The sequence below is a fragment of the Enterobacter sp. UPMP701 genome, from assembly GCF_053709515.1.
On sequence record NZ_JBSKJN010000002.1, the window covers coordinates 19,232 to 32,657 of the forward strand.

Genomic DNA, 13,426 nt, shown 5'->3' on the forward strand with positions numbered 1-13,426 from the left:
TGCCCAATCCTCTGAATTTATCCGCGCGGGGCGTCGCCAAAGACGCTGTAATCCGGAAGCTGCACCTGCTGATACGGCTCCCAGCCGCCGCCGAGGGCCTTGTAGAGCGCGACCAGATCGAGCGCGCTCTGGACCTGCGCCTGCGCCCTCTGCTGCTCGGCCTGCGCCAGTTGCCGCTGGGCGTCCAGCACGTCGATAAAGCTGGCGATCCCCTGCCGGTAGCTGTCGCTGGCGAGATCAAAAGCGTTTTGCAGCGCGTCGATGGTTTTCGCCAGACCCGCTTCGCGCTGCTGGTCGGTGCGATAACTCACCAGCGCATTTTCCACGTCCCCGAGCGCCGTCAGCACCGTCTGGCGATAGTCCAGCACCGCCGCGCCCTGCTGCGCACGCGCCACCTTGACGCTGGAGACCAGTCGACCGCCCTGGAAGATGGGAATGGAGACCTGCGGGCCAAAGCTGTAGAAGTGGCTGCTCCAGTCGGTCAGCCAGTTGCTTTCGCTGTTGCGCAGGCCAAACTGCCCGGAGAGGGTAAAGCTCGGGAACAGCTCCGCCACCGAGACGCCGATTTGCGCCGTGGCGGCATGAAGGTTCGCCTCCGCTTCGCGCACGTCCGGGCGACGGCGCGCCAGCGTCGACGGGATACCCGTTTGCACGATATCCGGCAGCGCGGGCATCGGCTGCACGGATTGTAACTCGGCATCCAGCGCCCCCGGCGGCTTGCCGAGCAGAATAGCCAGGCCGTTCATCGCCTGCCGCTCCTGAGCCTGATACTGCGGCAGCTGTGCTTCAAGATTCCCCAGCTGCGCCCGGGCGTTTTCCACGTCCATCTGCGGCGACAGCCCGCCCCGCTGGCGGCTTTCGGTGAGATCCAGCGTCTGCTGGGCGCTTTTAATCTGGGTATTCAGCGTGGCGATAATGCTCTGTGCCCCGCGCAGCTGGAGCCACGCGCGCGCCACTTCCGCCTCCAGCGACACCAGCGCGTCGTTACGCTGCTCGATAGCGGCTTTCTGCTGCGCCTCGGCGGCTTCCACCTGACGGCGCACCTTGCCCCAGAGGTCGATTTCCCACTGAGCATCGAAGCTGCCCTGATAGAGATTGATCGGCTGCGTCAGAGGCCCAAGCGCACCCCGCAGTTCAGGATCGACATTATCCAGCTGGTCGTACACGCCGTGTGATTTCAGCTCCCCTTCCAGCCCAGGCTGCTGACGCGTCGCCTGCAGATTGCCGTTCACCGACGGGAAAAACGCCCCGCCCGCCTGGTTAATCTGCTCACGCGCTCCTGCGATGCGCAGCACCGTTTGCTGCAGCGTCAGGTTCCCGGCAATGGCGCGTTCAACCAGGCTGTCGAGCTGCGGCGAACCAAAGGTCTTCCACCAGCGCGGGTTGGTCGCGGCGGAGGTGGTTTGCGATTTCACCGCGCTGTCGCCCTTATCGTTCCAGTGCGTAACGGCAGGCGGTGCGGGCTGCTGGTAGTCCGGCCCGACGGCGCAGCCCACCAGCAGCATCATAATCATCAGGGGGTGTAAACGTCTGTGTATCATCAATGTGCTCCTGCACTCCCCTCGCTCTTAACCGGCGAGAGCAACAAACAAAACGGAATCAGTAGCAAGGCCACCGCGCTCAGAATGGTGAAGACGTCGATGTAGGCCAAAAAGCGCGACTGCTCGATCATCGTCTGGTACATCCGCCCGGTGGCAATGCCGGTGGGGTCGCCCACCTGGGTGGTGAAGTTCTGGATCGCCTGGGCGCTTTCGCGTATCGCCTGCTGGAACTGCTCGTTAAACGGCGAGGCGTGGTACGCCAGATGGGCGCTGTGCGCCTGCGAACGCTCGGTAATGGCGGCCGTCGAGAGTGAAATCCCAATCGAGCCGGCCACGTTGCGGAACATGGTAAACAGTGCCGCCGCGTCGGCGTTAAGCCGCCTCGGGATCGAGATAAAGGCGATAGTGGTGAGCGGCACAAACAGGAACCCCAGACCAATCGACTGGGCGCTGCGGAACAGCACCAGCGTTTCAAAGTCAATATCCGGCGTCAATGTGCGGGACCAGAAGAACGACACCGCCAGGCAGGTAAAGCCGAAAGCAATGATCCAGCGCGTCTGCACCACCGGCATCAGCTTCAGCACCAGCGGGATGGTCAGCACAATCAACACCGCACCGGGCGAGAGCACCAGCCCGGACCAGGTGGCGGTATAGCCCAGATCCTGCTGCGCCAGCTGCGGGATCACCACCGAGCTGCCGTACAGGATCATCGCCATCCCCGCCATCAGCAGGCTGGAGATGGCAAAGTTGCGGTCCTTCATGCAGTGCAGATCCACCACCGGCTTTCTGGCATACACCAGCCAGTAGATGGCGCCGATAATGCCGATAAGCGTCAACACGCCGAAGGTGCGGATAAAGTTCGAGTAGAACCAGTCTTCATCTTCCCCCCGGTCGAGCATCACCTGCAAACAGCCGAGCCCTAAGGCGATCAGGCCGATCCCCGTCCAGTCGATCGTCAGCTTCTCTTTCGATTTACTCTCCCACGGCGGATCTTCCAGCAGCTGGTAGATTGCCAGCACCGTGACAATCCCAACCGGGATGTTGATAAAGAACACCCAGCGCCAGGAGTAGTTGTCAGTGATCCAGCCGCCCAGCGTCGGGCCAAGCACCGGCGCAACGATAATGGCGATAGAGGAGAGACCAAACGCTTTGCCCCGGTCTTCGGGTTTGAAGTAGTCGAGCAGTACCGACTGCTGCGTGGGCTGCAGTCCGCCGCCAAAGAAGCCCTGCATGACGCGGAACAGGATGATCTGCCACAGCTCGGTGGCGATTCCGCAGAGGAACGAGCAGACGGTAAACATCACGATGCAGATCAGGAAGAACTGCTTGCGGCCAAACACCCGGCTCAAAAACGCCGAGATGGGCAGCACGATGCCGTTCGCCACCAGATAGCTGGTTAAGACCCAGGTGGATTCGTCATAGCTGGACGAGAGCGACCCCGCCACGTGCGGCAACGCCACGTTGACGATGGTGGTGTCCAGAATTTCCATAAACACCGCCAGGGTGACGACAATCGCCACCGCCCATGGGTTACTGGCGGGTTTCCAGTTATCGTGGCTGTGATCCGTCATTCCACCGTCACCTTCGGTGCAACCGACAGCCCCAGCGGCAGCGGTTTGTTCGGATCGAGGCCTTTATCAATCACGATTTTGACCGGCACGCGCTGCACAATTTTGACGAAGTTGCCGGTGGCATTTTCTGCCGGGAAGGCGGAGAAGCGCGAGCCGCTGCCCTGCTGGATGCTGTCGACGTGGCCCTCTAGCTCCATATCCGGCCACGCATCCACGGAGACGGTGACCTTATCGCCGGGCTTCATGCGCTCGAGCTGGGACTCTTTAAAGTTCGCCACTATCCATACGTTAGGGGAGACCAGCGAGAACAGGGCAGTGCCCGCCTGCACCAGCGTGCCGGGCTGCACGTTGCGTTTGGTGACAAAGCCGTCGAACGGGGCGCGGACCTCGGTGTAAGAGAGATTCAGGTTCGCGGTTTCCAGCTGCGCTTTAGCCTGATCGACCTGACGCTCGCGCGCTTCTACGTTGGTCTCCTGCTGGCGAATTTGCAGCTGTACCTGCTCCGCCACTTCCAGCTGCGCCTGCGCGCTGGCAAGGCCAGCCTGGGCGCTGCGCAGCTGAGCGTTCGCGGAATCAATACTTTGCTGGGTGGTCGCCCGCGGGTCGACGCCGCGCTGGCGACGGTACTCCGCCTGGGCGTTCGCCAGATCGGCCTGCGCTTTCAGCACCTGCGCTTTGGCTTCGTCACGCTGGGCGGGGTACTGCACTTTTGACAGCGCCAGCTGCGCCTGGGCCTGATGCAGCTGCGCGATAGCCAGCCCAAGCTGGGCCTGCGCCTGATCGCGCTGGGCGGTGGTATCGCGCGGATCGATGACCACCAGCAGGTCGCCCTTTTTCACGCGCTGGTTATCTCGCACCCGCAGCTCCGTGACGTAGCCTGCCGTTTTGGGGGCAATCGTCACCACGTCGCCGTCGGTAAAGGCGTCGTCGGTCGTCTCTTCGTTGCGGGTTAAAAACCACCAGACCAGCGCCACGACGACCATTACCACCACGACAATGCCGAGGATAATTAACGGTTTTTTGCCGGGGCGCTTACGCTCATTATTGTTTTTGTCCTGCTCGTCAGCAGGCGGGTTTTGATCTTCAGCCATAGTTCAGCAACGGTCCTGTCAGTGAGCGGCATCACACTATGCCGTTCACTAAAGCTAGGACGTTGCTATACGTTTGCCAGGAAAAACTGACAAATTGCGCACTATATGAGAAGGAATAGTCCGAAACCGATCGCCGCGGCCCAGAACAGCATCGGAATTGACCAGAGATGGAAGCGCCACCAGATGCGACGGTCGTTGGCCATACGCAGGGCGATCAGGTTTGCCAGCGAGCCGGGCAGCAGCCCAAAGCCACCGATGTTCACCGCCCAGGCCAGAAGGGTGTCCGGTGGAACATAGTTAAGCAGCAGAATGGTGGAAGGTACGTTGCTGATAAACTGCGACAGGCCAATCGCCGTCAGCCATAGCCCCGGCTGCGACAGCGCGCTGACGCTGTGCAGAACGTTTTGCAACACTGGAAGCTGAATCAGGAGATGCACATCGATAAACATCACCATAAAAACCAGCAGCAGCGTCCAGTCCACGCTCACCAGCACGCGCCGCGCCAGCACGACAAAGCCCGCGGCGACGAGCAGAACGCCCGCCAGCTCATACTTCAACTCCAGGGCGAACAGAAAGACGATATACAGCCCGAGGCAGCTCCAGACCAGAAGCGGCTGCCACTGCGGGCCGGTTGTTCCGCTGTGGTATTGCAGCTTTTTATCCGGAAACGCAAACCAGCATACCACCAGCAGTGACAGCATCATCACCAGCGCCAGAGGCGCCATCTGCCAGGTAAAGGCGGCGAACGACAGGCCGGAACGTCCCCAGAGAAGAATATTTTGCGGGTTACCGATGGGCGTTAACAGCGAGCCAGCATTCACGGCCAGCGCTTCAAAGATGATCAGTCGGCTGACCGGGATCTCGCAAAGCTTACGCAGGGTGAGCGTGAGGGGCACGATGATAAACAGCGCCACATCATTGGTCAGAAACGTCGACAGCACCGCGGCGGAAAACACCATAAACAGGGACAGCCTGCGTTCGGTGGCAAAGCGGCGCACCATTTTACGTCCCAGCACGTCAAAATAGCCGCTCAGCTCGACCCCTTTTGTCAGCATCATCAAGCCGCTCAGGGTAATGATGGTGCGCCAGTCAATGGCTGCGGGCCAGGCGTGGGGGGCAAATGGCACAAAGAGGCTTAACCCTGCGCCAGTGATTAATAAAAGATGGAAGAAACGATCGCGTGACAGGGCCTGCAGTCCAGGGATTTTCATTCAGCGGAGGGACCATATTTTAGGGTAAATTCGCGAAACTTCACCAGCGTCTCTTCGCTCACGTGGTGCTCCATTCCTTCCGCATCCCGGCGGGCAATTTCAGGGCTGACGCCCAGCACCAGCAAAAAGTTCTCGACAAGCTGGTGGCGCTCGCGGCTCTCCTGCGCAAGCTTCTCCCCTTCCGGCGTGAGAAATACGCCGCGCCAGGGGATCATTTCGATCAGGCCTACCGAGGCCAGACGTTTTAACATTTTCGCGACAGTCGGTTGCGAAACCCCCAGTCTGGCGGCCATATCGACCTGACGCGCTTCCCCAACCTCGCGAATCAAATCGGAAATCAGCTCAACATAATCATCAATCAGTTCACGTCGGTGCGCTTCACGAACCTGGCGAAAACCTTCGACATGTTCTTCAACGTTCACCAGTTGCGTCGTTTTCCTCATTGTTGGCTTACCTGCACGACGGTTCATTGTACTTCCTCAGTGGGGGTGACGCTTCCAGCGCCCGGTATCGAGAGCGCACATTGTAAACCATAGCTCTGCAAGCACAAAAAATTAACGAAATAGCCATAGCTATACAATATAGCCTGTGCTATATCTGTATGTAATGCAGTCACCCTTCACGGATCGAAGGGATCTGAAATCAGGAGGTCTTATGAACGAACTCAAGAGGTGTATGACCGTGTTTACCCACTCTCCCTTTAAAGTGCGCTTAATGCTGTTGAACATGCTGTGCGATATGTTTAACAACAAACCGCATCAGGACGACAAACCTTCCCATTAAGCGGCGTTGCGGTACGCCGCTTCATTTTTCCGTCACACTTCCGCTGTACACTGGCTTCCGGCCGCGCTATTCCCGATCTTTTTTACGGATTTGCAGCCCCCTTCGCAAAACATCTGCTTAGCAACTGTTGACCTTATTACTCGCTCGCTCTATCTTCTTGCAGCCCTGCACAATTTGCGGCTCGCTGAAGCGGACCTCTCATTCCCTTTCCACGCACTGTCAGGCAGGTTTTGACCCTTGGCGCCAGGGTGAGCACATGGCGTTTTCATGATAGTGATCTATGAACTTAACCCTGAAAGAAACACTTGTTACCCGCAGCCGGGCCTTAAGCCCGTGGACGGGATTCTACTTTCTGCAATCGCTGCTGATTAACTTTGCGCTTGGCTACCCGTTTAGCCTGCTCTACGCCGTGGCGTTCACATGCGTGCTCCACGTACTGTGGCGGAGTGCCCCGCGCGTGCAGAAAGCGTTGGTGGGGGTCTGTTCGCTGATTGCTGCGATGTATTTCCCGTTTGGCCAGGCGTATGGCGCGCCAAACTTCAATACCCTGCTGGCGCTGCACTCCACCAATATGGAAGAGTCGACGGAGATCCTGACGATCTTCCCGTGGTACAGCTACGTCGTCGGCCTCTTTATCTTTGCGCTTGGCGTCATCGCGGTTCGCCGTAAAGCTGAAGCTAAAAAAGCATGGGGAAAAATAGAATATTTGTGCCTGGCGTTCAGCGTGGGAACGTTTTTCGTTACGCCCGTGCAAAACCTGGCCTGGGGCGGCGTATTCAAGCTGAAGGATACCGGCTACCCGGTATTCCGTTTCGTAAAAGACGTCGTGGTGAACAATAAAGAGGTTCTCGACGAGCAGGCGCGCATGGCTGAGCTTTCCACGATGAAAGACACCTGGAACGTGCTGGCGGTTAAGCCGAAATATCACACCTATGTGGTGGTGATCGGCGAGAGCGCGCGTCGCGATGCAATGGGGGCGTTCGGCGGGCACTGGAATAACACCCCGTTTGCCAGCTCCGTCAATGGCACCCTGTTTACCGACTATATTGCGGCCAGCGGCTCGACGCAGAAATCACTCGGTCTGACGCTGAACCGCGTGGTGGATGGCAAACCCCAGTATCAGGATAATTTTGTCACCCTGGCCAACCGCGCCGGTTTTCAGACATGGTGGTTCTCCAATCAGGGACAAATTGGCGAATACGACACGGCCATCGCCAGTATCGCCAGGCGTGCTGACGAAGTGCAGTTCCTGAAAAGCGGCGACTTTGAAGCCGACAAAAATACCAAAGACGAGGCGCTGCTGAAAATGACGGCACAGGTCTTTGCTACCCCGCGCACTCAGCCTCAGCTGATTGTCCTGCACCTGATGGGATCGCATCCGCAGGCCTGCGATCGCACTGGCGGGAAATATGCAGAGTTTGTGCAGTCGAAAGAGACCTCTTGCTATCTCTACACCATGACGCAAACCGACGAGCTGCTCAGCAAGTTGTACGATCAACTGCGCAATACGGGCGACAGCTTCTCTATGGTTTACTTCTCGGATCACGGGCTGGCGTTTAAAGAGCGTGGGAAAGAAGTGCAGTATCTGGCGCACGACGATACGTTCCAGCAGAACTTCCAGGTGCCGTTTATGGTGCTGTCGAGCGATGATAAAACGCATCGCATTATTAAAGCGCGGCGCTCGGCGAATGATTTCCTGCAGTTCTTCTCGCAGTGGACGGGGATTAAGGCCAAAGAGATAAAAACTGCTTACCCGTTTATCTCTAACAAAAAAGCGCCCCCAGTGTACGTTACCAACTTCAAGTTACAGAAAGTTGACTATAACCATCTGGGTACGGATATTTTTGATATTAAGAGTAAGTAGTTTCTGCCGTCTCGTGCGGTCTGATGCCCTCTCCCTGTGGGAGAGGGAAAAGGCAAAAAAAATCCGCCACATTGGGCGGATTTTTTATTCGCTCACCGAAGTGATTAGAAGCGGTAACCTACGCCCGCGATCCAGGTGCCAACGTCAACGTTGCGGATACGGCTCTGCTCATAGGAGAAGTCCAGAGCCACGTCCTGGATTGGGTTGAACTGCAGGCCTGCGCCATAGGAGAAGCCGTAGTCGCTGGTGCTTGCAGTGCGGTTCAGACCCTGGTTTTCGGTCTGCTGGAATTTACCGTAACCAACACCTACAACACCGTAGATGCTCGCCCAGTCGTTCAGACGGTAAGCTGGACCCGCGGTGATCCCGTAGTACTGGCCTTTGTTATATGCGCCGTTTTCAGTACGATCTTTCTCGGTGTAGGTGAAAGAACCGATCACGCCCAGCGGGTTGTTATCCTGCTCGTAGCGATACTTCAGGTTGAAACCGTTAGTTTTGTTCATCACGCCCTGCATATCGCTCTGAGCGTAACCACCAGTTACAGTTGAAGTTGCCGCTACAGCGGTACCTGCAGAAACAGCCAGAACGGCTGCCAGTGCTGAAAGACATGCAATTTTTTTCATAACCACCTCAAATGTGCTTCAAGTAAGTCCGTAAGTTATAAATATATCAAAAAAATTTGCGAAACTCTTTGCGATTCGTGATGTCTAATGAGGCTTTTCCTGTAACTAAACGTTTCCAGCCTCAGCTATCCCTTTCAAATCACATGCAATTTTCCCTACTAAATGCTCATAGTGCGCGTGTGCGCTGTTACATTCATCCAGATTATTCCTAATCTTTCAGGCGATAAATCCACCAGCGCTTAGCCATTTTACGGATTTCATGATGCTTTTTTTCAACGGAGTCTCAACCGCTGCCGTATATTTCCTTTACACTGCAACCTTTACTTCATTTGACATAAGCTGACAGGAGAAAGGATGCCTGGGTTATCCCGCACGTCGTCGGTCTGGTTGCCGGTAGCAGTCATACTTATTGCCATGTTGTCCATTCAGAGCGGTGCTTCGCTTGCAAAATCGCTTTTCCCACTGGTGGGTGCGCCCGGGGTGACAGCCCTACGTATCGTGCTGGGAACGGCGATACTGGTTGCCATTTTCAAACCCTGGCGTTTGCGCTTCAAAAAGGAGCAGCGTCTCCCCCTTCTGTTTTATGGTCTCTCTCTTGGGGCAATGAACTATATGTTCTACCTCTCCATCCAGACCATCCCGCTGGGGATTGCCGTCGCGCTGGAGTTTACCGGTCCGCTGGCGGTGGCGCTTTTCTCTTCCCGTCGAGCGGTGGATTTTATCTGGGTCGTGTTAGCCGTGCTGGGATTATGGTTCCTGCTGCCGCTCGGCCAGAATGTCTCTGAGATTGATCTCACGGGCGCGGCGCTGGCGCTGGGGGCAGGTGCCTGCTGGGCTGTTTACATCCTCACCGGGCAGCGCGCAGGAGAGGAGCATGGCCCGGCAACGGTGGCCCTGGGTTCGGTGATTGCGGCTATCGTTTTTGTGCCGATCGGGATGGCGCAGGCCACGGAGTCTATCTGGCAATGGTCAGTCATGCCCATCGGCCTGGCGGTCGCTGTTCTCTCAACAGCACTTCCCTACTCTCTTGAGATGATCGCCCTGACGCGTCTGCCGACGCGCATATTTGGCACCCTGATGAGTATGGAGCCTGCTCTCGCCGCAATTTCCGGGATGGTGTTCCTGGGAGAAACGCTGACATTCACCCAGACGCTGGCGCTCTGCTCAATTATTGCGGCGTCGATGGGATCAACGCTCACCATGCGTCCTGAACCCAAAGTCGAGAAAGTCGACATCCGCTAAAGCCATATATTCTGCATGGCTTCACGGCCATGCAGAATAAAGGCCAGATTATCCCTCGTTATAATTTCTTACATAGTTTGTCTTATTATCGAAATATCCAGACCCGCCAATTTCCCTCTTCCTGAATTAAGATTGATCTGTATCAATTTTAAAAATAAACAGAAATTTCAATCAATTAAATTATCAACCACCTTCTTACTATTAAACCGATAGGCACAGCCAGACCGCAGAGGAAAAATCCGGTGCTATACTTAGTTCCGTAATTACCTGGGACATAAACATCAAGAGGATATGAGATTATGAGTACCGCTAAACTGGTGAAAACGAAAGCGTCTAATCTGCTTTATACCCGTAACGATGTATCGGATAGCGACAAAAAAGCGACCATTGAGTTGCTGAATCGCCAGGTGATCCAGTTCATCGATCTTTCGCTGATCACCAAACAGGCCCACTGGAATATGCGCGGTGCAAACTTTATTGCCGTCCATGAAATGCTGGATGGCTTCCGCACAGCACTGGTGACACATCTCGATACGATGGCTGAACGTGCCGTACAGTTGGGCGGTGTTGCTCTGGGGACCACGCAGGTCATCAACAGCAAAACGCCATTGAAAAGCTACCCGCTGGATATCCACACCGTTCAGGATCACCTGAAAGAGCTGGCAGACCGTTACGCGATCGTGGCTAATGACGTGCGTAAAGCGATTAGCGAAGCCAAAGATGAAGATACCGCAGACATCTTCACCGCCGCGTCCCGCGACCTGGATCAGTTCTTGTGGTTTATCGAATCCAACATCGAATAATCCATACGACTTTTCTATCAAACCCTCGCCTCCGGTGAGGGTTTTGCACATCTGTGGTGCACACTTTTTGCCTGAGATGGTGCAAAAGTGAAGAAATTGTAATAATCACCTCACACAACCGTTAACGGAAGATTGTTTTTTCGTCAGAATGGACGCTAAATATCTCCCCGTCAGTTGAGCCAAACGAAGCGCACCAAAATGGTGCTCCATTCTGGTGCAACACGACATCATTGCCCCGTTTTTTGTGCAATGCATGATTCCATCCCCTTTGCAAAACAACAGCTTGTAAAGTTGGCACGATTTTTTCATTGTGCCACTCGTTCTCGCAGGGGATCGCCCCGTGGATATAAAAGGAAATGCTATGAAGTCTGTATTAAAAGTTTCACTGGCTGCACTTACCCTGGCTTTTGCGGTGTCCTCTCAGGCTGCCGACAAACTGGTTGTGGCGACCGACACGGCGTTCGTTCCGTTTGAATTCAAACAGGGTGATAAATACGTTGGTTTTGATGTGGATCTGTGGGCCGCTATCGCAAAAGAACTCAAACTGGATTACACCCTGAAGCCAATGGACTTCAGCGGCATCATCCCGGCGCTGCAAACCAAAAACGTTGATCTGGCCCTGGCAGGTATCACCATTACCGACGAACGTAAAAAAGCGATCGACTTCTCTGACGGCTACTACAAAAGCGGTCTGCTGGTGATGGTGAAAGCGGATAATAATGACGTCAAAAGCGTAAAAGACCTGGACGGTAAAGTGGTGGCAGTGAAGAGCGGCACCGGTTCTGTGGATTACGCGAAAGCGAATATCAAAACCAAAGATCTGCGCCAGTTCCCGAACATCGACAACGCGTACATGGAACTCGGCACCAACCGTGCTGACGCCGTTCTGCACGACACGCCAAACATCCTGTACTTCATCAAAACAGCGGGTAACGGCAAGTTCAAAGCCGTAGGCGACTCTCTGGAAGCACAGCAGTATGGTATCGCGTTCCCGAAAGGCAGCGACGACCTGCGCACGAAAGTTAACGGCGCGCTGAAAACGCTGAAAGAGAACGGTACTTACAACGAAATCTACAAAAAATGGTTCGGTACCGAACCTAAATAATTTTACCTGAACTCAGGTTTGTAACGCCCGGCGGCGCTCACGCTTGCCGGGCCTACGTTTTTCGTTTTTCACCACGGTATACAGGAATACATCATGCAGTTTGACTGGAGCGCCATCTGGCCTGCCATTCCACTCTTGCTTGAAGGCGCTAAAATGACCCTGTGGATTTCGGTCCTGGGTCTGGTTGGTGGGTTGATTATCGGTCTCGTCGCCGGTTTCGCCCGCACCTACGGCGGCTGGATTGCAAACCACATCGCACTGGTTTTCATCGAAGTGATCCGCGGCACCCCGATTGTCGTACAGGTCATGTTCATTTACTTCGCCCTGCCAATGGCCTTCACCGACCTGCGCATCGATCCGTTTAGCGCGGCCGTGGTCACCATTATGATCAACTCAGGCGCCTACATCGCGGAAATCACCCGCGGTGCGGTGCTGTCGATTCATAAAGGCTTCAGCGAAGCCGGCCTGGCATTAGGTCTTTCTCGTCGCGAAACGATCCGCCACGTTATTCTCCCGCTGGCGCTGCGCCGCATGCTGCCGCCGCTGGGTAACCAGTGGATCATCAGCATCAAAGATACGTCCCTGTTCATCGTTATCGGCGTGGCCGAGCTGACCCGTCAGGGTCAGGAGATTATTGCTGGCAACTTCCGCGCGCTGGAAATCTGGAGTGCGGTCGCCGTTGTTTATCTGATCATTACGCTGGTTCTGAGCTTTGTTCTGCGCCGTCTTGAAAGAAGGATGAAAATCCTGTGATTGAATTTAAAAACGTATCCAAGCACTTTGGCCCAACCCAGGTGCTACACAATATCGATCTGAACATCAGGCAGGGCGAAGTGGTGGTGATTATCGGGCCGTCCGGTTCCGGTAAATCAACTCTGCTGCGCTGCATCAACAAGCTGGAAGAGATCACTAGCGGCGATCTGATCGTCGACGGCCTGAAGGTAAATGACCCGAAAGTGGACGAGCGTCTGATTCGTCAGGAAGCGGGCATGGTGTTCCAGCAGTTCTACCTGTTCCCGCACCTGACGGCGCTGGAAAACGTGATGTTTGGTCCACTGCGCGTGCGCGGCGCCAGCAAAGCGGCGGCGGAAGCGCTGGCAAAAGATCTGCTGGCGAAGGTTGGCCTGGCGGAGCGTGCGCACCACTACCCTTCCGAACTCTCCGGCGGCCAGCAGCAGCGCGTGGCGATTGCCCGTGCGCTGGCGGTCAAACCGAAGATGATGCTGTTTGATGAGCCGACGTCCGCACTCGACCCGGAGCTGCGCCACGAGGTGCTGAAAGTCATGCAGGATCTGGCAGAAGAAGGGATGACGATGGTGATCGTGACCCACGAAATCGGCTTTGCTGAGAAAGTGGCCTCCCGCCTGATCTTTATCGATAAGGGCCGCATCGCGGAAGACGGTAACCCGCAGGAGCTGATCGCGAATCCGCCGAGCCAGCGCCTGCAGGAGTTCCTGCAGCACGTCTCCTGACACATCGCTTCATACAGAGCCGGGCTTGCCCGGCTTTTTTACGCCAGATTGTTCCCAAAAACTCCCCTCCGCCTCTCGCCCTCTATACTTATCATTTTGCACGATATTTTTTGCCGGAGG

General features: G+C 55.8%; 13 protein-coding genes. 7 read left to right on the forward strand and 6 right to left on the reverse strand.

Annotated features, from left to right (window positions below; translation table 11 throughout):
* Positions 1 to 17: 17 nt before the first annotated feature.
* The 5 genes from ACWKXT_RS05600 to mntR all read right to left on the reverse strand — a co-directional run bounded on the left by ACWKXT_RS05600 (position 18) and on the right by mntR (position 5,884).
* A complete protein-coding gene (locus ACWKXT_RS05600; RefSeq protein ID WP_454531920.1) occupies positions 18 to 1,541 on the reverse strand; it encodes an efflux transporter outer membrane subunit in 1,524 nt (507 codons plus the stop codon).
* Positions 1,541 to 3,112, reverse strand: a complete 1,572-nt coding sequence (locus tag ACWKXT_RS05605) for a DHA2 family efflux MFS transporter permease subunit (protein ID WP_219366928.1) — start codon at positions 3,110 to 3,112, stop codon at positions 1,541 to 1,543. The genes ACWKXT_RS05600 and ACWKXT_RS05605 overlap by 1 nt, the downstream gene beginning before the upstream one ends.
* A complete protein-coding gene (locus ACWKXT_RS05610; RefSeq protein WP_217480010.1) occupies positions 3,109 to 4,203 on the reverse strand; it encodes an HlyD family secretion protein in 1,095 nt (364 codons plus the stop codon). Before ACWKXT_RS05610 ends, ACWKXT_RS05605 begins: the two co-directional genes overlap by 4 nt.
* A 101-nt stretch (positions 4,204 to 4,304) precedes the next feature.
* Entirely contained in the window at positions 4,305 to 5,414 is a 1,110-nt protein-coding gene (locus tag ACWKXT_RS05615) for an anion transporter (protein ID WP_454531921.1), read from the reverse strand.
* Positions 5,411 to 5,884, reverse strand: coding sequence for a manganese-binding transcriptional regulator MntR (mntR, locus tag ACWKXT_RS05620; protein ID WP_023335001.1), 474 nt, complete (start codon positions 5,882 to 5,884; stop codon positions 5,411 to 5,413). Before mntR ends, ACWKXT_RS05615 begins: the two co-directional genes overlap by 4 nt.
* Before the next feature lie 184 nt (positions 5,885 to 6,068).
* Between mntR and mntS the strand changes: the two genes are divergently transcribed.
* Both mntS and ACWKXT_RS05630 read left to right on the forward strand, forming a co-directional pair.
* On the forward strand, positions 6,069 to 6,197 hold the full coding sequence (gene mntS, locus ACWKXT_RS05625) for a manganase accumulation protein MntS (RefSeq protein WP_454528851.1): 129 nt from the start codon (positions 6,069 to 6,071) through the stop codon (positions 6,195 to 6,197).
* A gap of 280 nt (positions 6,198 to 6,477) precedes the next feature.
* Positions 6,478 to 8,061 carry a phosphoethanolamine transferase gene (locus ACWKXT_RS05630; protein WP_454531922.1) on the forward strand — a complete coding sequence of 528 codons (1,584 nt, stop codon included), beginning with the start codon at positions 6,478 to 6,480 and terminating at the stop codon, positions 8,059 to 8,061.
* Positions 8,062 to 8,165: 104 nt separating this feature from the next.
* On the opposite strand, the gene ompX is transcribed toward ACWKXT_RS05630, so the two are convergent.
* On the reverse strand, positions 8,166 to 8,684 hold the full coding sequence (gene ompX / locus ACWKXT_RS05635) for an outer membrane protein OmpX (protein ID WP_014883110.1): 519 nt from the start codon (positions 8,682 to 8,684) through the stop codon (positions 8,166 to 8,168).
* Positions 8,685 to 9,038: 354 nt separating this feature from the next.
* Between ompX and rhtA the strand changes: the two genes are divergently transcribed.
* The 5 genes from rhtA to glnQ all read left to right on the forward strand — a co-directional run bounded on the left by rhtA (position 9,039) and on the right by glnQ (position 13,306).
* Entirely contained in the window at positions 9,039 to 9,926 is an 888-nt protein-coding gene (gene rhtA / locus ACWKXT_RS05640) for a threonine/homoserine exporter RhtA (protein ID WP_080327813.1), read from the forward strand.
* Between the two features lie 299 nt (positions 9,927 to 10,225).
* A complete protein-coding gene (gene dps, locus ACWKXT_RS05645; protein WP_008501171.1) occupies positions 10,226 to 10,729 on the forward strand; it encodes a DNA starvation/stationary phase protection protein Dps in 504 nt (167 codons plus the stop codon).
* Between the two features lie 361 nt (positions 10,730 to 11,090).
* Positions 11,091 to 11,834: a glutamine ABC transporter substrate-binding protein GlnH gene (gene glnH / locus ACWKXT_RS05650; RefSeq protein ID WP_080327814.1), complete on the forward strand. Its 744-nt coding sequence runs from the start codon at positions 11,091 to 11,093 to the stop codon at positions 11,832 to 11,834.
* Positions 11,835 to 11,927: 93 nt separating this feature from the next.
* Entirely contained in the window at positions 11,928 to 12,587 is a 660-nt protein-coding gene (gene glnP, locus ACWKXT_RS05655) for a glutamine ABC transporter permease GlnP (RefSeq protein ID WP_003858462.1), read from the forward strand.
* Positions 12,584 to 13,306, forward strand: a complete 723-nt coding sequence (gene glnQ / locus ACWKXT_RS05660; protein ID WP_454528848.1) for a glutamine ABC transporter ATP-binding protein GlnQ — start codon at positions 12,584 to 12,586, stop codon at positions 13,304 to 13,306. Before glnP ends, glnQ begins: the two co-directional genes overlap by 4 nt.
* Positions 13,307 to 13,426: the final 120 nt, after the last annotated feature.